23 protein-coding genes are annotated in these 24,034 nt (G+C 61.0%); 16 read left to right on the forward strand and 7 right to left on the reverse strand.

Annotation, left to right across the window (positions count from 1 at the left end; translation table 11 throughout):
• The first annotated feature begins 364 nt into the window (after positions 1-364).
• The 6 genes from WLQ66_RS07450 (at position 365) to grxD (ending at position 4,843) form a co-directional block, all read left to right on the forward strand.
• Complete coding sequence (locus WLQ66_RS07450) at positions 365-760, forward strand: CBS domain-containing protein (protein ID WP_340545712.1); 396 nt, start codon at positions 365-367, stop codon at positions 758-760.
• Between the two features lie 257 nt (positions 761-1,017).
• Positions 1,018-3,183 carry a phosphoribosylformylglycinamidine synthase subunit PurL gene (gene purL, locus WLQ66_RS07455; protein WP_340545713.1) on the forward strand — a complete coding sequence of 722 codons (2,166 nt, stop codon included), beginning with the start codon at positions 1,018-1,020 and terminating at the stop codon, positions 3,181-3,183.
• 97 nt (positions 3,184-3,280) lie between these two features.
• Positions 3,281-3,829, forward strand: coding sequence for a hypothetical protein (locus tag WLQ66_RS07460; protein WP_340545714.1), 549 nt, complete (start codon positions 3,281-3,283; stop codon positions 3,827-3,829).
• A gap of 66 nt (positions 3,830-3,895) precedes the next feature.
• Positions 3,896-4,132 carry a BolA/IbaG family iron-sulfur metabolism protein gene (locus tag WLQ66_RS07465; RefSeq protein ID WP_340545715.1) on the forward strand — a complete coding sequence of 79 codons (237 nt, stop codon included), beginning with the start codon at positions 3,896-3,898 and terminating at the stop codon, positions 4,130-4,132.
• 18 nt (positions 4,133-4,150) lie between these two features.
• The gene (locus tag WLQ66_RS07470) at positions 4,151-4,369 is read left to right on the forward strand and encodes a hypothetical protein (protein ID WP_340545716.1); all 219 of its coding nucleotides are present in this window, start codon (positions 4,151-4,153) and stop codon (positions 4,367-4,369) included.
• A 111-nt stretch (positions 4,370-4,480) separates the two neighbouring features.
• Positions 4,481-4,843, forward strand: coding sequence for a Grx4 family monothiol glutaredoxin (gene grxD, locus WLQ66_RS07475; RefSeq protein WP_340545717.1), 363 nt, complete (start codon positions 4,481-4,483; stop codon positions 4,841-4,843).
• 170 nt (positions 4,844-5,013) lie between these two features.
• On the opposite strand, the gene WLQ66_RS07480 is transcribed toward grxD, so the two are convergent.
• Positions 5,014-5,412 (reverse strand): cell division protein ZapA, encoded by a 399-nt coding sequence (locus tag WLQ66_RS07480; RefSeq protein ID WP_340545718.1) that lies wholly within the window; start codon positions 5,410-5,412, stop codon positions 5,014-5,016.
• On the reverse strand, positions 5,412-6,467 hold the full coding sequence (locus WLQ66_RS07485) for a coiled-coil domain-containing protein (protein WP_340545719.1): 1,056 nt from the start codon (positions 6,465-6,467) through the stop codon (positions 5,412-5,414). Before WLQ66_RS07485 ends, WLQ66_RS07480 begins: the two co-directional genes overlap by 1 nt.
• Positions 6,468-6,749: 282 nt before the next feature.
• Between WLQ66_RS07485 and tkt the strand changes: the two genes are divergently transcribed.
• Positions 6,750-8,771 (forward strand): transketolase, encoded by a 2,022-nt coding sequence (gene tkt / locus WLQ66_RS07490; protein ID WP_340545720.1) that lies wholly within the window; start codon positions 6,750-6,752, stop codon positions 8,769-8,771.
• A 202-nt stretch (positions 8,772-8,973) separates the two neighbouring features.
• Positions 8,974-9,936 carry a hypothetical protein gene (locus WLQ66_RS07495; protein ID WP_340545721.1) on the forward strand — a complete coding sequence of 321 codons (963 nt, stop codon included), beginning with the start codon at positions 8,974-8,976 and terminating at the stop codon, positions 9,934-9,936.
• A gap of 142 nt (positions 9,937-10,078) precedes the next feature.
• Here the strand turns inward: WLQ66_RS07495 and WLQ66_RS07500 are convergent, their stop codons facing one another.
• A complete protein-coding gene (locus WLQ66_RS07500; RefSeq protein WP_340545722.1) occupies positions 10,079-11,050 on the reverse strand; it encodes a DUF808 domain-containing protein in 972 nt (323 codons plus the stop codon).
• 284 nt (positions 11,051-11,334) lie between these two features.
• Here WLQ66_RS07500 and gap point away from each other — a divergent pair, with 284 nt between their 5' ends.
• Both gap and WLQ66_RS07510 read left to right on the forward strand, forming a co-directional pair.
• Positions 11,335-12,336 carry a type I glyceraldehyde-3-phosphate dehydrogenase gene (gap, locus tag WLQ66_RS07505; protein WP_340545723.1) on the forward strand — a complete coding sequence of 334 codons (1,002 nt, stop codon included), beginning with the start codon at positions 11,335-11,337 and terminating at the stop codon, positions 12,334-12,336.
• 114 nt (positions 12,337-12,450) lie between these two features.
• Positions 12,451-12,594, forward strand: coding sequence for a hypothetical protein (locus WLQ66_RS07510; protein ID WP_340545724.1), 144 nt, complete (start codon positions 12,451-12,453; stop codon positions 12,592-12,594).
• Positions 12,595-12,707: 113 nt separating this feature from the next.
• Here the strand turns inward: WLQ66_RS07510 and coaD are convergent, their stop codons facing one another.
• From coaD to WLQ66_RS07525, 3 genes are all read right to left on the reverse strand, one after another.
• Entirely contained in the window at positions 12,708-13,202 is a 495-nt protein-coding gene (gene coaD, locus WLQ66_RS07515) for a pantetheine-phosphate adenylyltransferase (protein WP_340545725.1), read from the reverse strand.
• A gap of 169 nt (positions 13,203-13,371) precedes the next feature.
• Positions 13,372-13,806 (reverse strand): CBS domain-containing protein, encoded by a 435-nt coding sequence (locus WLQ66_RS07520; RefSeq protein ID WP_340545726.1) that lies wholly within the window; start codon positions 13,804-13,806, stop codon positions 13,372-13,374.
• A gap of 56 nt (positions 13,807-13,862) precedes the next feature.
• Positions 13,863-14,759, reverse strand: coding sequence for a LysR family transcriptional regulator (locus WLQ66_RS07525; RefSeq protein ID WP_340545727.1), 897 nt, complete (start codon positions 14,757-14,759; stop codon positions 13,863-13,865).
• A gap of 132 nt (positions 14,760-14,891) precedes the next feature.
• On the opposite strand from WLQ66_RS07525, the gene WLQ66_RS07530 reads away from it, so the two are divergent.
• From WLQ66_RS07530 to WLQ66_RS07540, 3 genes are all read left to right on the forward strand, one after another.
• Positions 14,892-16,391 carry a CoA-acylating methylmalonate-semialdehyde dehydrogenase gene (locus tag WLQ66_RS07530; RefSeq protein ID WP_340545728.1) on the forward strand — a complete coding sequence of 500 codons (1,500 nt, stop codon included), beginning with the start codon at positions 14,892-14,894 and terminating at the stop codon, positions 16,389-16,391.
• 201 nt (positions 16,392-16,592) lie between these two features.
• Positions 16,593-17,627, forward strand: coding sequence for a fatty acid desaturase (locus tag WLQ66_RS07535; protein ID WP_340545729.1), 1,035 nt, complete (start codon positions 16,593-16,595; stop codon positions 17,625-17,627).
• A gap of 169 nt (positions 17,628-17,796) precedes the next feature.
• Positions 17,797-18,399 carry a L,D-transpeptidase gene (locus WLQ66_RS07540; protein WP_340545730.1) on the forward strand — a complete coding sequence of 201 codons (603 nt, stop codon included), beginning with the start codon at positions 17,797-17,799 and terminating at the stop codon, positions 18,397-18,399.
• Between the two features lie 233 nt (positions 18,400-18,632).
• Here WLQ66_RS07540 and WLQ66_RS07545 read toward each other — a convergent pair whose 3' ends face one another.
• Positions 18,633-20,390, reverse strand: a complete 1,758-nt coding sequence (locus WLQ66_RS07545; RefSeq protein ID WP_340545731.1) for an O-linked N-acetylglucosamine transferase, SPINDLY family protein — start codon at positions 20,388-20,390, stop codon at positions 18,633-18,635.
• A gap of 307 nt (positions 20,391-20,697) precedes the next feature.
• On the opposite strand from WLQ66_RS07545, the gene WLQ66_RS07550 reads away from it, so the two are divergent.
• Genes WLQ66_RS07550 through mmsB form a run of 3 tightly spaced genes read left to right on the forward strand, consistent with a single transcriptional unit; the run spans position 20,698 to position 23,770 of the window.
• Positions 20,698-21,843 (forward strand): acyl-CoA dehydrogenase family protein, encoded by a 1,146-nt coding sequence (locus WLQ66_RS07550; RefSeq protein ID WP_340545732.1) that lies wholly within the window; start codon positions 20,698-20,700, stop codon positions 21,841-21,843.
• 7 nt (positions 21,844-21,850) lie between these two features.
• Positions 21,851-22,891: an enoyl-CoA hydratase/isomerase family protein gene (locus WLQ66_RS07555; protein ID WP_340545733.1), complete on the forward strand. Its 1,041-nt coding sequence runs from the start codon at positions 21,851-21,853 to the stop codon at positions 22,889-22,891.
• A gap of 3 nt (positions 22,892-22,894) precedes the next feature.
• Positions 22,895-23,770, forward strand: a complete 876-nt coding sequence (mmsB, locus tag WLQ66_RS07560; RefSeq protein ID WP_340545734.1) for a 3-hydroxyisobutyrate dehydrogenase — start codon at positions 22,895-22,897, stop codon at positions 23,768-23,770.
• Positions 23,771-24,034 lie beyond the last annotated feature (264 nt).

A 24,034-nucleotide genomic window follows, 5' to 3' on the forward strand; every position in this document is an offset into this window, starting at 1 on the left:
TTGGTTCAAACGCCGGCGGCGTGATCCGCAGGACTGGCCGCCGGATCAAGGCATCGCTCGGCGTTATCCTAACGATCGGCACTCACAGGCCGGCTGGCAATGACTGGTCTGCGTGTAGCGTCGCCAGCGCCCCGCCTGCCGTCAACGGGCCTGCCGCCGCGCGCGATATTCAGGCAGCACATTTCCCCGGAACGCCGCAATTTTCACCGCAGCTGCTGGAAATCCGATCAGCCTGTGCAGATCACCGCCGATCTGGCGATCACCCCCATCATCGCGCGAAAAAAACTCAGGAACCTTTTGTCGGTCTCCTCCGTTGAGCAGCCAGAACGCAAGACAAATGCAACTGACTTGAAGGAGAGCCACTATGCTCCGCATGACCTCTATCGCCGCCCTGATCGCAATGACCGGCGCCGCCAGCGCCGAGGTGCTGACCGAAAACGCCACCCCGAACGATGCGGGCGAGACCTTTCTTGAAGAAAACATGGAATTCATGGGTGCCCCCGTGGTTGACGTCAACGGTGTCTTCCTGGGCAAAGTTGTTGAGGTCGGCACCGAGCCGGGCCCTGACCGCAAGATCCTGGTGGAGTTCCGCGACAGCTTCTCCGACAAGCTGAGCGGCATGCGCTTCACGCTGGACGGCATGTGGGAAACCGATGGCGTGCTGCGCATGGGTCAGACCACGGGCGAGCTGCGCACCATGCTGGAAACCTTTGCCAGCGAAAACCCTGAGAAACTGACCGACGGTTCCGTTCTGAACTGATCGCCACCGTCTGAGGGTCACGCCCCGCCGCAGCGCGGGACCGGGGACCATCACAAGGTCAGAGCCGTCGTGGCTCTGGCCTTTTTTCATGGGATCTGGCGCATCGACCGCACCGTGATGCGCGCCCCGACGTGCCGAAATCCGCAGCATCGGCACGGCCAGGCCCGCCGCCGCCTGCAAGTCTGCGCTTTTTCCTTCCCCCTTGGCCCTGCTTGCCCTAAAAGGCGCGCAATCGCAGCCATTGGGGACGTTTACGGATGCAAGAACCCGCCATCACGCCTGAACTGATTGCCAACCACGGGCTGAAGCCCGAGGAATATGATCTGATCCTCGACATCATCGGGCGGGAGCCAACCTTCACGGAGCTGGGGATTTTCTCCGCGATGTGGAACGAGCACTGTTCTTATAAGTCCTCCAAGAAATGGCTGCGCACCCTGCCGACCGAAGGCCCCCAGGTGATCTGCGGCCCCGGCGAGAACGCAGGCATCGTGGACATTGGCGACGGCGATGCCGTTGTTTTCAAAATGGAAAGCCACAACCACCCCTCCTACATCGAGCCCTACCAGGGCGCGGCGACCGGGGTTGGCGGCATTCTGCGTGACGTCTTTACCATGGGTGCACGCCCCATCGCGTCAATGAACGCGCTGTCCTTTGGCGAACCCTCCCACCACAAGACCCGGCGACTGGTCAACGGCGTGGTTGAGGGCATCGGCGGCTATGGCAACTGCTTTGGCGTGCCATGCGTCGGTGGTGAAGTGCGCTTCCATCCCGCCTATAACGGCAACTGCCTTGTGAACGCCTTTGCCGCCGGTCTGGCCAAGACCGACGCGATTTTCTACTCCGCCGCCTCGGGTGTTGGTATGCCGGTGGTCTATCTAGGTGCCAAGACCGGTCGCGACGGCGTTGGCGGTGCCACCATGGCCTCGGCGGAATTTGACGACACTATCGAAGAAAAACGCCCCACCGTGCAGGTCGGCGACCCCTTCACCGAAAAACGCCTGATGGAAGCCACGCTGGAGCTGATGCAGACCGGCGCGGTGATCTCCATTCAGGACATGGGCGCCGCGGGCCTCACCTGCTCTGCCGTGGAAATGGGCGACAAGGGCAAACTGGGCGTCCGTCTGGATCTCGAAAACGTGCCGCAGCGCGAAGAGAACATGACCGCCTACGAGATGATGCTGTCGGAATCCCAGGAACGGATGCTGATGGTGCTGAAGCCGGAGCTGGAAGCCGAGGCGCGTGCAGTGTTCGAAAAATGGGATCTCGATTTTGCCATCGTCGGCGAAACCATCGCCGAGGACCGCTTCCTGATCATGCACAACGGCGAAGTGAAGGCCGATCTGGTGCTGTCGAAACTGTCCTCCACCGCGCCGGAATACGACCGCCCCTGGGTGGAAACTCCCGCGCCCGAGGCGCTGAGTGATGCCGATGTGCCGACCATTGATCCGATCGACGGGCTAAAGGCGCTGATCTCCAGCCCGAACTATGCCGGCAAGCAGTGGGTCTATGAACAATACGACACCACGGTGATGGGCGACACCGCCCGCCGCCCGGGCGCAGGTTCCGGCATCGTGCGGGTCCATGGCACCGACAAACAGCTGGCCTTCACCTCCGACGTGACGCCGCGCTACGTCAAGGCAAATCCCTATGAGGGCGGCAAACAGGCGGTGGCCGAGGCCTACCGCAACCTGACCGCTGTCGGCGCCAAACCCTTGGCAACCACCGACAACCTGAACTTCGGTAACCCCGAAAAGCCCGAGATCATGGGCCAGTTCGTCGGCGCGATCAAAGGCATCGGCGAGGCTGTGGCTGCGCTGGACATGCCGATCGTCTCCGGCAACGTGTCGCTCTATAATGAAACCGACGGTCAGGGCATCCTGCCGACCCCGACGATTGGCGCCGTTGGCCTGATCGCGGCAGGCGAAGAGGCCATCACCGGCGAAGTTCGCGACGGACATATCGCGCTGTTGATCGGCGAAACCATCGGCCATCTGGGCCAGTCGGCGCTGCTGGCGGAGGTTTTCAACCGCGAGGACGGCGACGCACCGGCAGTGGATCTGGAAGCAGAGAAGCGCAACGGCGAGTTCATCCGCGCCAACCGCGATCTGATCAAGGCCTGCACCGATCTGGGCGATGGCGGTCTGGCGCTGGCGGCGTTTGAGCTGGCCGAAGCGGCCAATGTCGGCGTGCAGCTTGACGCAGGCGACACCCCGACGGTTTTTGGCGAGGATCAGGCGCGCTACCTCGTGGCCTGCAACTTCGATCAGGCCGAGGCCCTGATGATGGCCGCAGGTCAGGCCGGTGTCACCATCACCACCGTCGGCAAATTCGGCGGCGACATGGTGAAAATCGGCGGCTCCGAAGCGCCACTGGCCGAGCTGGCAGACATCTTCCGCAGCAGCTTCGCTGCTGCCGTTGCCTGAGCGCAGGCCGCGTTGGGGCATGGTCCTCGACACGATGATACCGGGTGGGATGGCATCGCCGTCCCACCCATTTTTTTGATGTCTCGCAGGTGACCCCATGCCCCTGTCCGGCCAAACTCCTGATATCGACCTCCCCGAACTGACAGCAGATTGCAGCCGCTGCGCCGCGCTCTGCTGTGTGGCCTACCCGTTTGAGGAGGACGAGGATTTCGCGATCCTGAAGGAGACCGACACCCCCTGCCCCAACCTCTCGCCGCAGTGTTTCTCCTGCTCTATCCACGAGGATCTCGACACCCGTGGCTTTGGCGGCTGTATTGCCTATTCCTGCGCGGGCGCCGGGCAGCGGGTGAGCGAGGTGCTGTTTCAGGGCGAGACATGGCGCGACGATGCTGACCTTCTGCCGCATATGACCCACGCCCTGCGTGTCCTGCGCCCCATCCATGAGGCGCTGTTGATCCTGCGCGAGGCAGCCGGCCTGCCGCTGCCGGACGCGCTGCGGGCCGATCTGAATGTTCTGATGGCGACGCTGGCGGTCAGCGACGGGCGCACCATCTGGGACTTTGAGGAGCCGCAGGTCCAGGAGGCCCTGGCCGAGGTGCCCGCCTTCATCCCGCGCCTTGCTCCCTATGTGACGCTGCGCGGCTAATCCGCCTTGCAGAGGCCCCCGCCGCACCCTACATTTTTGATAAGCTAGAAATAAGGACACCCCCCAATGCCGATGCAAGCCCAAGAAATCGAAGACCTGCTGCGCGAGACATTTCCCGATGCGGAAATCCAGGTTGGTGGCCATGACGGTGTGCATATGTCCGCGATGGTCATCGACGAAAGCTTTCGCGGCAAGAACCGTGTCCAGCAGCAGCGCGCCGTCTATGCAGCCCTGAAGGGCAAGATGGACGGAGCCAACGGCGAGCTGCACGCGCTGGCCCTGACCACCAAGGCGCCTGAGTAACCTGCCATGTCGGTGTTCATGTCTCTTCTGATCCTCGGCATTGTTGTCATGACGGCGGTTGTTGCCCTCGTTGGGCAGCGCCGTGCGCCGCTGGAGGAGGATGACAACGACCCGAATTACCACACCCTGCGCTCCGACTATCAGTCGGGGATGGGCGGCGGCTCCATGCGCACATGGAAGGTGCCCAAGGACCCGGACGAATACGCCCGTTTCTTTGTTCCAAGAGGGAAAAGATAGCCGCAGAGCCGCTCGCCGCGCCAACTTAGCGCCCCGGATTGGCAAGCCGCATGTAATTGCCTATATCATGGCCAACTGATCAACGGCACATTCGCCGAGAGGAAGACGAAAATGACCGACGTAAAAACCCGTATTGATGAAACCGTCAAAGCCAGCGACGTGGTGCTCTTCATGAAAGGCACCAAGGACATGCCGCAATGTGGCTTCTCTTCCCGCGTGGCTGGCGTGCTGAACTACATCGGCGTCGAATACACCGATGTAAACGTGCTGGCGGATGAGGAAATCCGCGCGGGCATCAAGGAATATTCCGACTGGCCGACCATTCCCCAGCTCTATGTCAAAGGCGAGTTTGTCGGCGGCTGCGATATCATCACCGAGATGACCCTCTCCGGCGAACTGGACGGCATGTTTGCTGAAAACGGTGTCGCCTTTGACAAGGATGCCGCAGACAAGATCCGCGAAGCCAACGGCTAAGCCTGCCCCGCTGGCCTCTTGTTGTGGCTGGCGACCATAAGATCCGCACCCTCGGCGTTGGCCGGGGGTGTTTTTTTATGCACCGTTTGGTTCCAATATCATAGAAAAACGCCGCAATGGGGCTGACCCATGCGGCGGTTTCTAATGTGAGCGTCGCGGTTCGCGGCCTGTCAGCCCGCGGCCCCCTGCTCTTCCAGTTCCTGCGCCAGCGCCTCGCTGCGGGCGGCCAGCTCGGCGAGGGTCTCGGTCACCAGCGGCGGCACCACCGGCACCTCGATCCGCTCAGGCTCCGGTGCCGGAGCGGCGCGCAGCTCGGCCAGCTCGGCGGTGCGCTCTGCCAGTTCGGCCTCAACCTCCTTGATGCGATCCTCGACCGCTGCGGTTTTATCCGCCAGCATCAGCCCCGCCATCAGCAGCATCCGCGCCTCGGGCATACGGCCAATCTGGTCCGACAGCACCTGAGCCTCATCGTCCAGCATCTTGGCCGCCGAATGCAGATAGCTTTCTTCGCCTTCCTGGCAGGAGACTTCGAAACCGCGCCCCCCGATATGAATCGTAACCTCGGGCATCATACATCCTCCCCTTCGGGCATGGGCTGGGCGGTTCGCGGCTGCGTGATCGGCGCCTGGGGCACCTGGGGCGCCGCGGATGCAGGCATCACATCGACGGGCGCCGCCGTCTGCGCAATCGGCGCCGCCTCAGCCAGGGCTGCGGGGGCCGCGCCCTGCGCAGGCTCAGCCGCCAGCAGGGGTTCCAGTTTGGCCAGCACCGCATCGACCTCGGCCTGATCGCTGGCGCGCGCTGCGGTCAGCGCGTCGATATCGGCCTGAAGCGCTGCATTGATCAGCGTCGCATCACCAACGCCAGCGGCATTTGCCTCTCGCAGCGCCGCATTGGAGGCCCGCAGCTGATCATTGCTGTGGCGCAGCTCCTGCAGCGTGGCATCCAGACGCAAGAGCGTCTCATTCTGCTGCGCAATCTCTTCGGCACTGGGGCCTGCGGGCCGCGCCGCAAGGGTGGCCGTCGCCTGGGCCAGCTCGTCCTGAGCCTGGGCCAGCTGACCGCGCAGCGCCTCCGCTTCGGCCTCAAGCGCGGCTGTATCCACCGCCGCCCCCAGATCATCGGGCTGCTCGGCCAGCTCTTCCTGTAGCCGCGCCAACGAGGCCTGCGCCTCATCCAGCTGATCCTGCAAGGTTTCGCGGGCGGTGGCCGCCTCGTTGCCCTGCACTTCCAATTCCTGTTTCAGCCGCGCCACTTCGGACTTCAGCGCGTCTTTCTCGGCGGTATTGCCCACCTCGTTGCGCAGCAGCTCGACCTCGGCCTGCAACGCCGCCAGCTCACCGATATCGGCGCCCTGCGCGGGGGCAGCATTGGCCTCAGCCTCCTCCAGCTTGGCGCGCAGAACCTTCAGCCGTTCTTCCAGCTGGGCATTGGCGATCTTTTCCTCTTCCAGCGCGCGGCTGAGGTCGCTCTGCGCAGCAGCCGTCCGTGACTGCGCCTCCGCCTGGGCCTGCGCATGCGCCTCTGCCGAAGCCTGTGCGCCGGCCTGCAATGCTGCGGCACCTGCGCCAATCCGGTCCATTGCCGCCAGGATCCGACCCTGCAATTCTTCGATCTGCTCCATGCCTGCCCCTTTACGACCCCGTGAGTATCTGCCGGTCTTTTCCGCCGGACCCTGCGCCGCGCCATCGCTCCGTTTTTCCGCTCGTCTCCGCAAACGGAGGGCGAATCAAGAGGGATCCGGCGCTGCACATCCAGCTTAGTTCATGCAGGGATAAATTACCCCCTGTTTGCTTTCAACCACTTGCAGCGTCAACTTCGCGCAGGAAGCCGCGCAAACGCTTGATCTTTGCCATATCACTGCTATTGAGCGCTCAGTCTGCCGAAAACCCAGAGGAAAAATCCAGTGGATCTGACAGCCCTGCGCAACGCAAACCCCGAACATTGGACCAAGGCTGCGGCCATCCGTGCCCTGACCCTTGATGCCGTTGCCGCGGCAAATTCCGGCCATTCCGGCATGCCGATTGGCATGGCCGATGTCGCCACCGTCCTGTTTGAAAAACACATGAAGTTCGATGTGGCGAACCCCCAGTGGCCCGACCGCGACCGGTTCATCCTGTCCGCCGGTCACGGCTCCATGCTGATCTATTCGCTGCTCTATCTCATGGGCGATGCACAGGTGACGCTGGATCAGGTCAAGAATTTCCGCCAGATGGGCGCGCTGACAGCCGGTCACCCGGAAAACTTCCTGATTGATGCCGTCGAAACCACCACTGGCCCGCTGGGTCAGGGCATTGCCAATGCCGTTGGCTTTGCCATGGCCGAGGAAATGCAGCGCGCGCATTACGGCCGCAAGCTGGTCGATCACCACACCTATGTGATCGCAGGCGACGGCTGCCTGATGGAGGGCATCAGCCAGGAGGCCATCGGCCTCGCCGGTCGCCACTCGCTGGGCAAGCTGATCGTGCTCTGGGACAACAACAACATCACCATCGACGGCACGGTTGAACTCTCCGACCGCACCAATCAGGTGCAGCGCTTCAAGGCCTCCGGCTGGCAGGTCATCGAAATCGACGGTCACGATCCCAAGGCCATCGACGAGGCCCTGACCGCGGCGAAGAAATCGAAGAAACCCTCGATGATCGCCTGCAAGACCCACATCGCGCTGGGTCACGCTGCACAGGACACCTCCAAAGGTCACGGCGCGCTGACCGACGCCGAGCAGATGAAGGCCGCCAAGGCCGCCTACGGCTGGACCACCGGCCCGTTTGAGGTGCCCGCAGATGTGAAATCCCAGTGGGAAGCCATCGGCCAGCGCGGCGCAGCCGAGCGCGAAGCCTGGGAAGCCCGTTTTGCCGAAGCCTCGCAGCAGAAACAGGACCGCTTCAACCGCGCCTATGCGCTGGATGCGCCCAAGAAGCTGTCGGCCACCATCAAAGCGCTGAAAAAGCAGGTCTCCGAAACCCAGCCGAAGGTGGCCACCCGCAAATCCTCCGAGATGGCGCTGGAAGTGATCAACCCGATCATGCCGGAAACCGTCGGCGGCTCTGCTGACCTCACCGGCTCCAACAACACCAAGACCGGCGATCTGGGCGTCTTTGACACCGACAACCGCAAGGGCCGCTACGTCTACTGGGGCATCCGCGAGCACGGCATGGCCTCGGCGATGAACGGCATGGCGCTGCACGGCGGGATGCGCCCCTATGGCGGGACTTTCTTCTGCTTCACCGACTACGCGCGTCCGGCGATGCGTCTGGCGGCCCTGATGAAGATCCCGACCGTCTTTGTGATGACCCATGATTCCATCGGCGTTGGCGAAGATGGCCCGACCCACCAGCCGGTGGAGCATCTGGCAATCTGCCGCGCGACCCCGAACACCTATGTGTTCCGTCCCGCCGACACCGTGGAAACCGCAGAGGCCTGGGAAATCGCCCTGACCTCGAAGGACACCCCCTCGGTGATGACCCTGACCCGGCAGAACCTGCCCACCGTGCGGACCGAGCATAAGCTCAGCAATCTGACCGCCAAGGGCGGCTATGTTCTGGCAGAGGCCGAGGGCAAGCGTCAGGTGATCCTGATCGCCACCGGTTCTGAGGTCTCCGTCGCGCTGGAGGCGAAGGCGAAGCTGGAGGCCGACGGCATCGGCACCCGCGTTGTCTCCATGCCCTGCATGGAACTGTTCGCCGAACAGGACGAAGCCTACCGCCGCAAGGTCCTGCCCGCAGGCCCGGTCCGCGTGGGTATCGAAGCCGCCATGCGCGCCGGCGGCTGGGATCGCCTGCTGATGGGCGAGCGCGGCCAGGAAAAGAAAGCCGGTTTCGTCGGCATGGACCGCTTCGGCGCCTCCGCCCCCGCAGGCGAGCTGTTCGAGAAGTTCGGCATTACGGCTGAGGGCACTGTGGCGAAAGTGAAAGAGCTGCTGGGTTAATAGCTGTCATAACGCGAAAATACGAAGGGCACCCAATCGGGTGCCCTTCTTTGTTGTCGAGTGGCGACTGTGCGGGACTTTGCTGTCGTTCAAAGATTGGGAGGCAATGTCTGGTTTCAGTACGTCTCAAAAAGATCGGCACTGTATGTTTCGACTTTCTCGGATTAGTGTTGTGAGATCATTTGTCCGTAGTGGTTTAGCGATGAGCGATTTCAAAGATACATCTAGTTGGGAAAAGAAAGACGGGACCACACTCGTCTACACCTACGAACTGGACGGCAAGCAGCACGAAGGGTCAGCCGAAAAGAGACCAAATTCCATTCATGTCCAACTGGATCGAATTTCAGTGCTCAATGAAACCTCGTGGCAGTTGAAAGACGCAAAAGAGCCAGAGAGCAAGACTGGTTATTCGACACGAGAGTACATTAGTGCCGTCGGAGCGATGGATAACTGCCGAATTCACGCAATCACCTTGGACGACAATCCGAACGAAGTTTTTTCGCAGCTTGATGTGTCGATCTATCCGACGGAACTTGAAAATTTGGTCAAGACTAGCACTATCGACCAGTTCTCATTTCTTCGCGATGAAGAGCATATACCAGACGAAGGGTGGCTTAGCGAAGAGACTGGCCGAATCTGTTTCCACAGCCAAGGTGAGTACCATCACGCCTCCCAGCTCTTTGCGACATTGTTGCTATCCCGGGAAAAATTCGACGACCTAGTTGAAGCTATAAAATCCGGAAAAATTCATTCGACGCGCTTGGATGTTTTCGCTGATCTCTACGAATTTGGCTACGAGAGTATGGGCGCTGGCATGCCCGGTCACCGCTACAATTACGCTATCCTGAGTAAAGATGAAGGTGAAAGCACTTTTGGCGCTTCAAAGGGCTCCAGCGGCTTCACGCGGGCACGACTGCAAGAAGTCTTGCTTGAATGGTCGCCAAATCTCGAAAACAGGACGGCTAGCTATCGGGATGAGCCCGATAAATACGACTACCTCGAAGAAGATCTAGAGCCTTTTGAAAGCGACGTCGAAAGGACTGTCGCAAAACTCTCTCGGGATGTTGAGGCAATACGCGGAAGGATCGATGTCTTCTATCAGGCCGCCATATTCATCATTGTTATTCTAGTGATTAGCCAAGTTACCGATTGGCTGGGCTTCTGAGCTAGAGCTTTTTTGATGTCGTTGAACACATCTTCCCATGCTGAGAAGTCGATGTACTGCGCAGATAGCTGACGTTCGCACTTAGTGCAGCATCCAGTAAAGTGGGCTCCAAGCAGACATCGTTCTACTCGCCAATAGATGATCAATGCCCCGCTGACTTCCCCGACACAGTCGCAATCACCGGCCCCACAACCTTAGTCGCCAGCGGGATCAGCAGCAGCCCCCAAACAACCCCAAATACACCGTCCATCGCCGCCTTGGCACTCCACTCGGCAAAGCCCATCCAGCCCGCAGGCACCGCGTGACCGACGGCGTAGGCCCAGTCGTGGATGTGATGGCCCAGCCAGCCAAAGCCCAGCACCTCCAGCCCGTGGATGATGATGGATCCGCCGACCCAGAGCATTGCGGCGGTGCCGACCACCGACAGAATCCACATCAGCACCGGCATGAATTTCACCAGCCCACGGCCAAGACCGCGCCCGATGGGTGTTGGTGCGTTGCCCGCAAGATACAGCCCCACATCGTCCATCTTCACAATCACCGCCACCGATCCGTAGACCGCCAGCGTCACCCCAATGGCGACCACTGCCAGCGTTGCTGCCTGCATCCACACAGTTGGTGCCTCGATCGCGGCCAGCGCGATGGTCATGATTTCCGCCGACAGAATGAAGTCGGTCTTGATCGCGCCCTTGATCTTCTGCTCTTCCAGATGGCCGGGATCCTTGATGCTCATGTCTTCGTCAATGGCGTGGCTCGCATGGGGGAACAGCACGTGAAAGATCTTCTCGGCCCCCTCAAAACACAGATAGGAGCCGCCGAGCATCAGCAAGGGCGTGATCAGCCAGGGCGCGAAATTCGCCAGCAGCATGGCGACCGGCAGCAACAGGATCAGTTTGTTGAACAGCGACCCACGGGTGATGCGCCAAATGATCGGCAGTTCGCGCGCCGGGGCAAAGCCTTGCAGATACTTCGGCGTGACCGCCGCATCGTCGATGATCACGCCCGCCGTCTTGGCGCCCGCCTTGCCCGCCGCCGCGGCCACATCATCCACCGAGGCCGCAGCCACCTTTGCAATGCCTGCCACATCATCGAGCAAAGCCAACAAACCGCTCATACCCGGTCCCCTTTTCCATTCGCGCGCATTTTGGCCCACCCTATCCTATCGCCTCTCAGGCACAAGCCGTTCAGCGCCCGCTTTGTTCCCGATGGCGTTCAATCCGGGGCGCCTCGCACATCCGCCGCAGGGCCGCGAAAACCGTTATCGCAATCAGTCAATTTTGTTACCGCAACCAGTCAAGTTTTGCGCTAACAGTCTGGAATAAAGCCATTTTTAAGCTTTTGACCCGAGGGAATGGCAGCTATAGCGGAGGCAATTCTTGCTCGCTTGGAGATACGCATATGACCATCAAAGTCGGGATCAACGGGTTTGGCCGCATCGGCCGCTGCACCTTGGCGCATATCGCAGCCTCGGGCCGGGACGATATCGAAGTGGTCAAGGTCAATGCCACCGGCCCGCTGGAAACCGCAGCGCATCTGCTGAAATACGACTCCGTGCATGGCCGTTTCCCCGGCGAGGTCACCTTGGGTGAAAACACCATGAACCTCGGCCGTGGCGATATGCAGATGTTCTCCACCTATAATATGGACGATCTGGACTGGTCCGGCTGTGACGTGGTGCTGGAATGCACCGGCAAATTCAACGACGGCGAAAAGGCCAAGGCGCATCTGGCGCGCGGCGCCAAGAAGGTTCTGCTGTCCGCCCCCGGCACCAATGTCGACAAGACCATCGTCTTTGGCGTCAATGACGACAAGCTGCGGGCGGGCGACCGCATGGTCTCAAACGGCTCCTGCACCACCAACTGCCTCGCCCCTCTGGCCAAGGTGCTGGATGAAACCGTCGGCATCGAAAGCGGGATCATGACCACGATCCACGCCTATACCGGCGATCAGCCGACACTGGACCGCCGCCACGACGATCTCTACCGCGCCCGCGCCGCTGCCATGGCGATGATCCCGACCACCACCGGTGCCGCCAAGGCGCTGGGTGAGGTGCTGCCAAACCTGAAGGGGCGTCTGGATGGCTCTGCGATCCGCGTGCCGACCCCGAATGTCTCTGCTGTGGATCTGACCTTCCGCTCCAGCAAGCAGACCAGCGTCACCGAAATCAACGCCATCATGAGCGAAGCCGCCAAGGGCCATATGTCCCGCGTGATCGGCTATGAACCCGCGCCGCTGGTCTCGATTGATTTCAACCACACGGAGCAAAGCTCGATCTTCGCGCCGGATCAGACCCGCGTCGTGGAAAACAGCCTGGTGCGCGTTCTGGCCTGGTATGACAACGAATGGGCCTTCTCGGTGCGTATGGCGGACGTCGCTGTCGCGATGGGTCGTCTGGGCTGAGCCCCGGCACAACGGCCTCTGTGCGCAGCACTTGGCCCGCATGGCTTGTAAGACACCGCCCGGTCAGGCATATCTGGCCGGGCGTATCTTGTTTACCCCGGCCCCAGACCCATCATGACCAATAGAATTGCCCTGTTCCTTGCACTGCTGATCCTGGCTGGTCTGGCCGTGGATCTCTGGCTGTTTGGAACCGGACATATGGTGTTTCTGGGCAAGCGCCTGTTTGAACTGATCGACTGGATTGCCTTCTGGCGCTGATCCGGCGGCGCCGCGCAGATCAGGAACAGGTCGCAACACAGTGTTTACAGACATAAAAAAGCGGCCCCGAACCGGGCCGCTCCCAATGTCGCATCTCTATCGCCGCAGGCTGACTATTTCGCCAGCTGGCGGCTCAGCTCGCTCTTGACCATCGGCGTGACGAACTTCGAAACATCGCCCCCCAGCCGGGCGATTTCCTTCACCAGCTTGGAGGCAATTGCCTGATGGCGCGCCTCGGCCATCAGGAACACCGTCTCGACCGAGCTGTCGAGCGCCCGGTTCATACCAACCATCTGGAATTCATACTCGAAATCCGCCACCGCGCGCAGCCCGCGCACGATGATCTGCGCGCCCACGTCGCGGGCGCAGTCGATCAACAGGTTTTCAAACGGATGGGCAACAATCTCGGTGCCGGTCTGTTCGCTGAGCTTGGCGCATTCCGCCTCGATCATGGCGACACGCTCTTCCAGCGAAAACAGCGGCCCCTTGTCCCGGTTGATCGCAACGCCGATCACCAGCTTGTCCACCAGCGCGCTGGCCCGGCGGATAATATCTATATGCCCCAATGTGATGGGATCGAATGTGCCGGGATACAAGCCAATACGCATGGGGCCTCTCCTGCCTGCTGGTTGGTTGCGCGCAAGCAAACATTTTTGTCATCAGGGCGCAAGAGCGTGGAAATACCGACCTGCTCCTGCGCCGTGACGTCAGCCGTCCGATGCGGGAGGACACCGCATCAGACGCGGGGCCACAGCCCCGGGTGCCAGGATCCTGAGGTCAGTGCCCCATGATCATGCCTGCAAGGGCGTCTTTCTCCATCGCGACCTCGGCCAGCTGCGCCTTCACGACATCGCCCAGCGACACCAGCCCGATCAGCTTGCCATCTTCGACCACCGGCATGTGGCGAAAGCGGCCTTCGGTCATCTGCTGTAGCACGTCCTCGACGTTGGACTGGCTGGTGCAGGTGACCAGCTTGCGGGTCATATATTCGCTGGTGGCCTTGCTCAGGCAGCCGGAGCCGCTGCGGGCCAGCTCGCGCACGATATCGCGCTCGGACAGGATACCCTCGGCGGTTTCGCCATCACTGGAGACAACAACAGTACCGATCTTGTGCTCGCCCAGCAATTTGGCGGCCTCGGATATCGTTGCCTCGGGAGCAATGGTGACCACCCCAGAGCTTGCCTTGGACTTCAGAATCAATTGAACCAGCATAGGCGCTCCTTTTTGTAATTTTATTACGTACCACCAAGGGTTGCCCTAACCCGGCATCAAGTCAAGCCTTCCAGCCGGACCACTTCGTCGCGTATGCCTTTTGACAACCCCTGGGCAAACCGGTTCAGCCGGTCGCTACGCTGATCCCCCTGGTGGCGCACCAGATAAAAACTGCGCGTCAGGCTGATCTTGTCGGTCAGAACCTTGCGCAGCGAGCGGTGCGACGGCAGCGTAAAATCATGCGCGACGCACAGCGCCGTACCCTCAGCCGCCAGTTTTATCTGCACCGACACCGAATTGGAGGCCAGCGCCACCCGGTCCACCCCAAGATCATTGAGATAATCCAGCTCCCGGTCAAAGATCATGTCAGGAATATAGCCGATCATCTTGTGATCCTTCAGATCCTCCAGCTTTTCGATCGGCGGATGGGCGCGCAGATAGTGGCGCGATCCCACCAGATGCAGTTTGTAATCGGTGATTTTCTGCACCAGCAGCTGGCCTGCGGTGGGCGCGCTGACGGTCACCGCCATATCGGCCTCCCGGCGGCTGAGGTTGATGACCCGTGGCAGCGCCACGATCTGGATATCCAGATCCGGGTTCTCGGCCCCGATTCTGGCACAGACCTGCGGCAGCAGATAATTGGCGCTGCCATCCGGCGCACCGATGCGGATCTGACCCGACAGCGTGTCACTGGGGCCGACCAGCGCCTCCTGCCCGGCCCGCATCGCCTGTTCGGCAGCCTCGGCATGGCCCAGCAAACGGTCCCCCGCAGCACTCAGCGCATAGCCCTGCGGGGATTTCACGAACAGCGGCGTGTCCAGCGCCTCCTCAAAGCGCGAGATCCGCCGACCCACGGTGGCCGGATCCATCTTCAGGATCCGCCCCGCCCCCGACAGGCTGCTTTCGCGCGCAACTGCCAGGAACACCCGCATGTCATCCCATTGTGGATCCATGAGCTTTTCCCTCTCCTGCCGTCAACATTCTGTTAACCTTTGCGTTCCTGCAAAGCCTCTTTGAGATCTTTCCTCTTTTCCAGTGTTTTTTGCAAGCCTACGATACCGGCAACTGGAATGTAGGAGGATCCGATGAAAGAACTCGGCCATTTTATCAACGGCAAGCTGGTGTCCGGCACCTCGGGCCGTTTTGACGATGTCTTCAACCCGGCAACCGGCGAAGTGCAGTACAAATGCCCGATGGCCAGCGCGTCGGAGACCACCGATGCCATTGAAAAAGCCGCCGCGGCACAGCCCGCATGGGGCGCCACCAACCCGCAGAAGCGCGCCCGCGTGATGATGGCGATGGTTGGCCTGATGAACCGCGACATGGACAAGCTGGCCGAGGCGCTCTCGCGCGAGCACGGCAAGACCATCCCGGACGCCAAGGGCGACCTGCAGCGCGGTCTGGAAGTGATCGAATACTGCATCGGCGCGCCGCAGATGCTGAAGGGGGAATTCACCGACAGCGCCGGCCCCGGCATCGACATGTACTCCATGCGCCAGCCGCTGGGTGTTGTCGGCTCCATCATGCCGTTCAACTTCCCCGCCATGATGCCGCTGTGGCACGTCGGCCCGGCCTTGGCCTGCGGCAACGCCGTGGTGCTGAAACCGTCCGAGCGCGACCCCTCCGTGCCACTGATGCTGGCTGAGCTGTTCGTCGAGGCAGGCCTGCCCGAAGGCGTGTTCCAGGTGGTGAACGGCGACCGCGAGGCGGTTGACACCATTCTGGACAGCGAAATCATTCAGGGCGTGTCCTTCGTCGGCTCCACCCCGATTGCCCAGTACATCTATTCCCGCGCCACCGCCAACGGCAAGCGCGCGCAGTGCTTCGGCGGCGCCAAGAACCACATGATCGTGATGCCCGATGCCGATCTGGATCAGGCCGCTGACGCGCTGGTTGGCGCAGGCTTCGGCGCGGCCGGCGAACGCTGCATGGCAATCTCGGTTGCGGTTCCGGTCGGTGAGGAAACCGCCGACAAGCTGATCGAGAAGCTGATCCCGCGCATCGAGAAACTGAAGGTCGGCCCCTACACCGCCGGCGACGACGTCGACCTGGGCCCGGTTGTGACCGCGGCCGCCAAGGACCGCATCCTGGGCCTGATCCAGTCCGGCGTTGACCAGGGCGCCACGCTGGTGGTCGACAACCGCGACTTCAAACTGCAAGGTTACGAGGACGGGTTCTTCGTCGGCGCCCACCTGTTCGACCATGTCACCCCCGACATGGACATCTACAAGCAGGAGATCTTCGGTCCGGTGCTTTCGACTGTGCGCGCAAGCACTTACGAGGAAGCATTGAAGCTGGCGATGGATCACGAATACGGCAATGGCACCGCGATCTTTACCCGTGACGGCGACACCGCGCGCGACTTTGCCTCCCGCGTGAACATCGGCATGGTGGGTATCAACGTGCCGATCCCGGTGCCGCTGGCCTATCACACCTTCGGCGGCTGGAAGAAGTCGATGTTCGGTGACCTGAACCAGCACGGGCCCGACAGCTTCAAATTCTACACCCGCACCAAGACGGTGACCTCCCGCTGGCCTTCGGGCATCAAGGAAGGTGGCGAATTCAACTTCAAGGCGATGGACTGAGCTGTCGCCCCAAAACGAGAAAAGGCCCCGGACATTCCGGGGCCTTTTTCCATGGCGCCGCGCGCTCCCGCCCAGATAGAGCGGCAGGCGGGCGTTATTCGCGGCACAGGGCCAGAAAAATAACGGCTTCGACCAATTTATGCTTGTTCCGCCGCGTAACTCGTCTATCCGGTCATGGATGGACAGAAAAACGGCAGGCGCATGAGCACGACAGACGAATCCAACCAGCCGCAGGCGGCTGCGAAATCCGCCCGCGACTGGGTCAAGATCCTGGCCCAATACCGCGACCCAAGCCCCCTGCGCAGCAGCTTTGAGCTGGCGGTGACGGTCGTGCCCTTCCTGCTGCTCTGGGCCCTGGCCTGGTGGTCGCTGTCGATCAGTTACTGGCTGACGCTGGCCATCTCCGTTCTGATCGCCGCCTTCCTGCTGCGGCTGTTCACCATTCAGCACGATTGCGGCCATGGCTCCTTCTTCAGCAACCGTCGGCTCAGCGACTGGACCGGTCGCATCATCGGGGTGCTGACCCTCACGCCATATGATGTCTGGCGCCGCACCCATTCGATCCATCACAGCACCCATGGCAATCTGGGCAAACGCGGCATGGGCGATATCCACACCATGACCGTGGCCGAATACCACGCCGAAAACCGCTGGGGCCGTCTGATGTATCGGCTCTATCGCCATCCTGTGACGCTTTTTGCCATCGGTCCCGGCTATCTGTTCTTCCTGCAAAACCGTATCCCCTACGGGCTGATGGGCCAAGCCCGCTACTGGATCAGCGCCATGGGCACCAATCTGACCATTATTCTGGCGCTGGCGGTGATCTGGTATTTCGGCGGGCTGATGCCGCTGCTGCTGATTTTTGTGCCCGCCACGCTGCTGGCTGCCACCGCCGGGCTGTGGCTGTTCTACGTCCAGCATCAGTTCGAGACGACACAGTGGGAGCAGGAAGAGGACTGGCACCTGCATGACGCCGCCCTGCATGGCAGCTCGCATTATGTTCTGCCGCCGGTGCTGCAATGGATCAGCGCCAATATCGGCATCCACCACGTTCATCACCTTTATAGCCGCATTCCCTTCTACCGGCTTCCCCAGGTGCTGCGCGACCACGCCGAACTGGCCGAGGGCAACCGGATGACCATCCGCGAAAGCCTCGCCAATGCGCGGCTGCACCTCTGGGACGAGAAGACCAAGCGCCTGCTGTCCTTTGCCCAGGCGCGCCAGCTCTACGGCTGACCCTCACCGGCGCCCAGGCGCCGAAAGAACGGCAGACTTCCGCCACTCACGGTCTCACCGGGCTACACAACCCTGTGAGACCGGCTGAATTTCGCGACCTGCCCCTAGGAAATTCCGCAGCACTACCTAGTTTGCCAACTAATGTCCGAGCAGACTGTCGAAGGATACCATGAGCAACTTTCGTATGACCCGCCGCGCTGCCCTCACCGGGATTGGCGCCACATTGGCCACCCCGGCGCTGCTGCGCGCCCAGTCGAGCGACGCCTTTCCGGTGGAAGAGCCAAAGATCGAAACCGAAATCCCGGTGAAACGCAATATTTCCTCCTTCCAGCAGCAGGCCTGGCAGGATCACTTCGATGATCTGGGCGTGGGCTGCATGTTGGCCGATATTTCCTCGCGCGCGCTGCATTACTGGGGGCCGGATGGCGAGACCTACCGGCTGTTCCCCTCCTCGGTGCCGATGACCGAGGAGCTGACCCGACGCGGCTATACCGAAATCGTGCGCAAGGCGGAGAACCCCAGCTGGACTCCAACCGCCTCAATGCGCGAGCGTGACCCGACACTGCCGGTCCGCATCGACGGCGGCGACCCGGGCAACCCGCTGGGCACACGTGCGATGTATCTCGACTGGCCGGCCTATCTGGTGCATGGCACCCATGACACCCGCAAGATCGGACGGCAAAGCTCCTCCGGCTGTATCGGCCTTTACAATCAGCACGTCGAATCGCTCTACGAGATGGTGAAGATCGGCACAAAGGTGCGCCTGCTCTGATCCATCCGCCCGCAGGCGGCGGCCGGTCAAATATCCGTCGGCCTGAGCGCCGGTCGGCCACCATGGCAGATCCCCGCGCCACGCGGATGTCATAACAAAAACGCGCCTCCGGCAGACCGGGGCGCTTTTTTTTCCTCTTTGGCGGGTCGCTTTTTCGACGGCAGGCTTTGCGCCGGAAGCACCGCCCGGCTCAGCAAATGCGGATCCCGGTCAGCGACGCCACGGATGGAGGGTTAGACCTTGCCCTCGGCCAGGCTTAAATGATCCGGCTTCAGCCCATCGTCATAGCGCTGGATCGCCTTTGTTAGAAGCGCCTCGAAATCGCGGACATATTGCTCGGTATCATACAGCGGCGTGGTGGCGATATTCGCCTTCAGCTTCTCGCGCAGCGCCTGTCGTTCCTCGGCGTTTCGGGCCAGCCGCAGCGCCAGCGCGCGATACTCCTCCTCCGTCTCGGCAATCAGCTCAGGACAACCCACGGCGGTGACGACGCTCGCCGCGACCCGCGCCGCAAACTGCTGCCCCGGTTTGGTCACCACCGGAACACCCGACCACAGCGTCTCACTCGCCGTGGTGTGGGCATTACAGGCAAAGGTATCAAGAAAGATATCCGCCAGCGGCAGACGCGCAATGTGATGGGGAGTAGGACAACGCCCGGCAAAGACGATCCGATCCGCCGGCACGCCACGAGCCTCCGCCTCCTTGCGGATGTTATCACGGATCACACCAGGCACCGCAAGGAACCACAGGACACTGCCATCGACCTCCTTAAGCAGGTCCATCCAGATGTCGAACTCCGCCGGGGAAACCTTGTTATGGTTGTTGAACGAACAGAAAACCACCGCATCCTCGGGCAGCCCCATATCCGCGCGGGTCGGTCCGGTCTCGGGATGGGGACGACTGTTGTCATTTACCTGATAGCAATTCGGCATATACAGGATTTTTTCTGAGAAATGGCGCCGCCCCTCTTTTGGTACGGTGACAGCGTCAGCGACGAAATAGTCCATCGCGGGCATTCCCGTGGTGCCTGGGTAGCCGAGATAGGAGATCTGCACCGGTGCCGCGCGAAAGCCGAATATCGTTGGCCTTGCGTCTTTGGTGTAGCCTTTCAGATCGATCGCGATGTCCAGACTGTCCCCCCGGGCCAGCTCCGCGACATCCTCGTCTTTCAGGTTATGGATCGGCCGGTAGCAGTCGGCAGCGTCGAGCACGCGCTGACGCATGACATCGCTTGGTTCGCGGCTGTAGTCATAGATGTAGATTTCGTAGTTATCACGGTCATGCAATTCGAAGTGGCGCGCCATCAGGAACATGGTCGCGTGATTGAAGAAATCGCAGGAGAAATAGCCAATCCGGATCTTGCGACCAGCCACCGGAGTCCTGTTGAACTTACGGGCCACTTTCCGTTCGGAAATCGTCACCTTGTTCTTCGTCTTGCTCACCACGCGTTTCTTCTGCAACGCGGCGTCATCGACATAGAGCAGCGTGGTGAACGGATCGCCGTTGGCCGGGTCGTTATCGAGGATCCTCAGCTTGTTCTTCTGATCCTTGTAGACGGTCCAGTCGCAAAGGTTCATCTGCGACTGCACAAGCCGGGAGACATTCATCGCATTTTCCGGTTCGATCTGATAAACCGCCTCAAAGAAGCCAACGGCATCTGTCAGCTTGTCCATCAGAAACAGAATGGTCCCGATCGCGCTGAGCCATTTCGGATTGGTCGGCTCAAGTTTAAGCGCACCCATAAGATGCTTCAGCGCCAGTTCGTATTTTTTCTCCTGCATGAAGCTGGAAGCAATCTCCGCATGCAGCGTCGCGTTGTCCGGCTCAAAGGCAAGCGCGCGGGTCGCAAAGTCGCGCGCGCGTGGATAGTCAGCCTCGATAAAGGCACGCCCCGCCTCTGCTTTCAGCGCCAGCGCCGGCGATGGCGCCGGAGTTTCCAGCCTGCGACGCGCTGATTTCGGAAGATGTTTGGTGCGCAATGGCTTGTTCATCGAAAGTCTGCCCTCAGCTGATCATCCATGGCGGGCGATGCACCACGGTTTTTGACAAATTTCGGTCAGTTTGGAAGAAAATGCCTAAGAAACGGTTCACTTACGGCCAGATGGCACCCCTTGCGTCAATGCCACGGTCAACCATCGGCAAACGCCGCCGGACCGACATTTCTGCACAGCAGCTTTGCACCGCTGCGGCTTGCCCTGCTGCCCTTGGGTCGCTAGAAAATAAACAACCGTTCAATTCATGACGACCCCGGCGGGTCAGATCCGGGCCGGGCCGCGTTCACATCAGGGAGGATATGCTGTGGATTTCGCATTGACCGAGGAACAGACCGCCATTTTCGATATGGCTTTCGCCTTTGGACAGGAGCATATCGCCCCCTTCGCCCGCCAGTGGGAGGCCGAAGGCACCATTCCGAAATCACTCTGGCCGCAGATCGGCGAGCTGGGGTTCGGCGCGCTTTATGTCTCCGAGGAAACCGGCGGCGCGGGGCTGTCCCGGCTGGATGCCACATTGGTCTTTGAGGCGCTGTCGATGGCCTGCCCGTCTGTTGCCGCCTTCCTGTCGATCCACAATATGTGCGCCAAGATGCTCGACAGCTTTGCCAGCGACGAGATGAAGGCCCGGATCATGCCCGACATCCTGTCGATGCAGACCGTGCTCAGCTACTGTCTGACCGAACCCGGCTCCGGCTCCGATGCCGCCGCCCTCAAAACCCGCGCCACCAAGACCAACGAGGGCTACACCCTCAACGGCACCAAGGCATTCATCTCCGGTGGCGGCTACTCTGACGCCTATGTCTGCATGGTGCGCACCGGCGAAGACGGCCCCAAGGGGATCTCCACCGTCTATGTCGAAGATGGCACGGCGGGCCTCAGCTTTGGCGGGCTTGAGGAAAAAATGGGCTGGAAGAGCCAGCCCACCGCGCAGGTCCAGTTCGACGACTGCACGATCCCGGCCAATAACCTGGTCGGCGAAGAAGGCAGCGGCTTCAAATACGCGATGAAGGGTCTCGACGGCGGGCGCCTGAATATCGCCTCCTGCTCGCTCGGGGCTGCGCAGCAGGCGCTGACCATGACCCTGAAATACATGTCCGAACGCAAGGCCTTTAGCAAATCTATCGACCAGTTTCAGGGGCTGCAATTCCGTCTTGCCGATATGGAAATCGAATTGCAGGCGGCCCGTGTATTCCTGCGTCAGGCGGCGTGGAAGCTGGATCAGGGCGCGCCGGATGCCTCCAAACACTGCGCGATGGCAAAGAAATTTGTCACCGAAGCAGGCTCCAAAGTGGTGGATCAATGTTTGCAGCTGCATGGCGGCTACGGCTATCTTGCCGATTACGGCATCGAAAAACTGGTGCGTGATCTGCGCGTCCACCAGATCCTGGAAGGCACCAATGAAATCATGCGGGTGATTACCGCGCGCCATATGCTGGCGGAAAACCACTGAGGCTGACATGAGCGATATTGATATCCGCATCACCGGCCGCGCCGGGCGGATCACCCTGACCCGTGGCAAGGCGCTGAATGCGCTGAGTTATGACATGTGTCTGGCGGTCGATGCCGCCCTCAGGGCCTGGGCAACGGAGGACGCTGTCGATCTGGTGGTCATGGACGCCGAGGGCGAAAAAGCCTTCTGCGCCGGCGGTGACATTGCCGAACTCTACCAGACCGGCACCAGTGGCGACTATGACTATGGTCGCCGGTTTTGGCGCGACGAATACCGTATGAACGCCCGGATCTTCGAATATCCCAAACCGGTGGTCAGCTTCCTTCAGGGGTTTGTCATGGGTGGCGGCGTCGGTCTTGGCTGCCACGGCACCCATCGCATTGTCGGCGACAGCACACGTATTGCCATGCCCGAGGTCGGCATCGGCCTCATCCCCGATGTGGGCGGCAGCCTGATGCTGGCTCTGGCGCCCGGTCGGCTTGGTGAATATCTGGGCCTCACCGGTGCGCGCATGACGGCGGCCGACGCGATCTACGCAGGCTTTGCCGACCATTACATTCCCGAGGTCAGCTGGCCTGCGCTGATTTCGGAGCTTGAGCAGACCGGCCGTGCCGAGAGTCTCGAAAGCAGCGCAGAGACCGCCCCCGAAGGGCAGATGGCCGCGCTGCGTGCCGACATTGACCGCAGCTTTGGCGGCGAGGCGCTTGGCGATATCCTGACTGCGCTCAATCATGAGGCCAGCAGCTTTGCCGAGGACACGCTGAAAACCCTCCGCCGCAATTCGCCGCTATCAATGGCCTGCACCGTCGAGCTGCTGCACCGGCTGCGCCTTGGCAGCATGAGTATTCGCAAAGCGCTGGAACTGGAGTATCGCTTTACTCACCGCGCAATGGAAAAGGGCGATTTTCTGGAGGGCATCCGCGCCCAGATCATTGACAAGGACCGCCAGCCCAAATGGCAATATGCAGATCGTGAAGTGCCTGCTACCGCTGTCAGCCAGATGCTGATGCCACTGGCCCGCGACACGCTGCAGTTCGAGGAGGAGTAAGACATGAACATCGGATTTATCGGTCTCGGCAATATGGGGGCCCCAATGGCCGCCAATCTGGCAAAGGCAGGCCACACCGTCACCGGCTTTGACATGGCGGATGTCTCGATCGAGGGCGTCACCATGGCGGCCTCCGCCGCTGAGGCCGCGACCGGCGCAGAGGTGGTGATCACGATGCTGCCCAACGGCGAGATCCTGCGCTCGGTTGCCGATGACGTGATCCCCGCAATGGCGACCGGTGCTGCATTGGTTGACTGCTCTACCGTCGACGTCGACAGCGCCCGCGCGGTCGCCGATCGTGCCGGGTCGGCCAATCTGATGTTTGTCGACGCCCCGGTTTCCGGCGGTATTGGTGGCGCATCGGCCGGCACGCTGACCTTCATGGCCGGTGGCAGCCAGGCCGCCTTCGACGCAGCCAAGCCGCTGTTTGACGTGATGGGACAAAAGGCTGTGCACTGCGGCGATGCCGGCGCCGGTCAGGCCGCCAAGATCTGTAACAACATGATCCTCGGCATCACCATGATCGGCACCTGCGAGGCCTTTGCCCTTGCCGACAAACTGGGTCTCGACCGTCAGAAGATGTTCGATGTGGTCTCCACCTCCTCTGGCTACAGCTGGTCGATGAACGCCTATTGCCCGGCGCCGGGGGTTGGCCCGCAGTCGCCTGCCGATAATGACTACAAACCCGGGTTTGCCGCCGAGCTGATGCTGAAAGATCTGCGTCTGGCCCAGCAGGCCGCCCATAGCGCCGATGCCGACACGCCGATGGGGGCGCTGGCGCAGGCGCTTTATTCCATGTTTGTTGAGGAAGAAGGCGGCGCAGGCAAGGATTTCAGCGCCATGTTGCCGCGCTTCGCGGCCCGCAGCCGCCACGATTGAACCGACAGCTGAGCCTTTTGTCTCCGCCAGATCCGGCCCCCCGTGACCTGACGCCTGACTTAGAGTTCGTAAAAAACACCCGGACGCCGCACCCATTCCGGGCTGCGGCGTTTTTCTCTGATTTGGCGTTATTCACGCATTTTGATGCTGCCGCCCTCAGGCGCTTTACAAGCGGGGAAATAAATAAAATGATCAACAGTTTTTCGGGAAACTTTCGTTAACAGACAATTAATTAACAGATCTTCACATTAGGAAATGTAAAAT

The sequence above is a fragment of the Phaeobacter sp. A36a-5a genome (assembly GCF_037911135.1).
In the GTDB taxonomy this organism is placed as follows: domain Bacteria; phylum Pseudomonadota; class Alphaproteobacteria; order Rhodobacterales; family Rhodobacteraceae; genus Phaeobacter; species Phaeobacter bryozoorum.

Excerpts from the sequence above, each read along its gene's own strand:
- coaD (WP_340545725.1), bottom strand. The coding sequence starts at position 13,202 with ATGCGTATTGGCTTGTATCCCGGCACATTCGATCCCATCACATTGGGG.
- WLQ66_RS07555 (WP_340545733.1), top strand. The coding sequence starts at position 21,851 with ATGAGCGATATTGATATCCGCATCACCGGCCGCGCCGGGCGGATCACC.
- WLQ66_RS07525 (WP_340545727.1), bottom strand. The coding sequence starts at position 14,759 with ATGGATCCACAATGGGATGACATGCGGGTGTTCCTGGCAGTTGCGCGC.
- WLQ66_RS07450 (WP_340545712.1), top strand. The coding sequence starts at position 365 with ATGCTCCGCATGACCTCTATCGCCGCCCTGATCGCAATGACCGGCGCC.
- WLQ66_RS07545 (WP_340545731.1), bottom strand. The coding sequence starts at position 20,390 with ATGAACAAGCCATTGCGCACCAAACATCTTCCGAAATCAGCGCGTCGC.
- purL (WP_340545713.1), top strand. The coding sequence starts at position 1,018 with ATGCAAGAACCCGCCATCACGCCTGAACTGATTGCCAACCACGGGCTG.
- mmsB (WP_340545734.1), top strand. The coding sequence starts at position 22,895 with ATGAACATCGGATTTATCGGTCTCGGCAATATGGGGGCCCCAATGGCC.
- grxD (WP_340545717.1), top strand. The coding sequence starts at position 4,481 with ATGACCGACGTAAAAACCCGTATTGATGAAACCGTCAAAGCCAGCGAC.
- WLQ66_RS07510 (WP_340545724.1), top strand. The coding sequence starts at position 12,451 with ATGACCAATAGAATTGCCCTGTTCCTTGCACTGCTGATCCTGGCTGGT.
- WLQ66_RS07530 (WP_340545728.1), top strand. The coding sequence starts at position 14,892 with ATGAAAGAACTCGGCCATTTTATCAACGGCAAGCTGGTGTCCGGCACC.
- gap (WP_340545723.1), top strand. The coding sequence starts at position 11,335 with ATGACCATCAAAGTCGGGATCAACGGGTTTGGCCGCATCGGCCGCTGC.
- WLQ66_RS07500 (WP_340545722.1), bottom strand. The coding sequence starts at position 11,050 with ATGAGCGGTTTGTTGGCTTTGCTCGATGATGTGGCAGGCATTGCAAAG.
- WLQ66_RS07540 (WP_340545730.1), top strand. The coding sequence starts at position 17,797 with ATGAGCAACTTTCGTATGACCCGCCGCGCTGCCCTCACCGGGATTGGC.
- WLQ66_RS07465 (WP_340545715.1), top strand. The coding sequence starts at position 3,896 with ATGCCGATGCAAGCCCAAGAAATCGAAGACCTGCTGCGCGAGACATTT.
- WLQ66_RS07535 (WP_340545729.1), top strand. The coding sequence starts at position 16,593 with ATGAGCACGACAGACGAATCCAACCAGCCGCAGGCGGCTGCGAAATCC.
- WLQ66_RS07495 (WP_340545721.1), top strand. The coding sequence starts at position 8,974 with ATGAGCGATTTCAAAGATACATCTAGTTGGGAAAAGAAAGACGGGACC.
- WLQ66_RS07470 (WP_340545716.1), top strand. The coding sequence starts at position 4,151 with ATGTCTCTTCTGATCCTCGGCATTGTTGTCATGACGGCGGTTGTTGCC.
- WLQ66_RS07480 (WP_340545718.1), bottom strand. The coding sequence starts at position 5,412 with ATGCCCGAGGTTACGATTCATATCGGGGGGCGCGGTTTCGAAGTCTCC.
- WLQ66_RS07485 (WP_340545719.1), bottom strand. The coding sequence starts at position 6,467 with ATGGAGCAGATCGAAGAATTGCAGGGTCGGATCCTGGCGGCAATGGAC.
- WLQ66_RS07520 (WP_340545726.1), bottom strand. The coding sequence starts at position 13,806 with ATGCTGGTTCAATTGATTCTGAAGTCCAAGGCAAGCTCTGGGGTGGTC.
- WLQ66_RS07460 (WP_340545714.1), top strand. The coding sequence starts at position 3,281 with ATGCCCCTGTCCGGCCAAACTCCTGATATCGACCTCCCCGAACTGACA.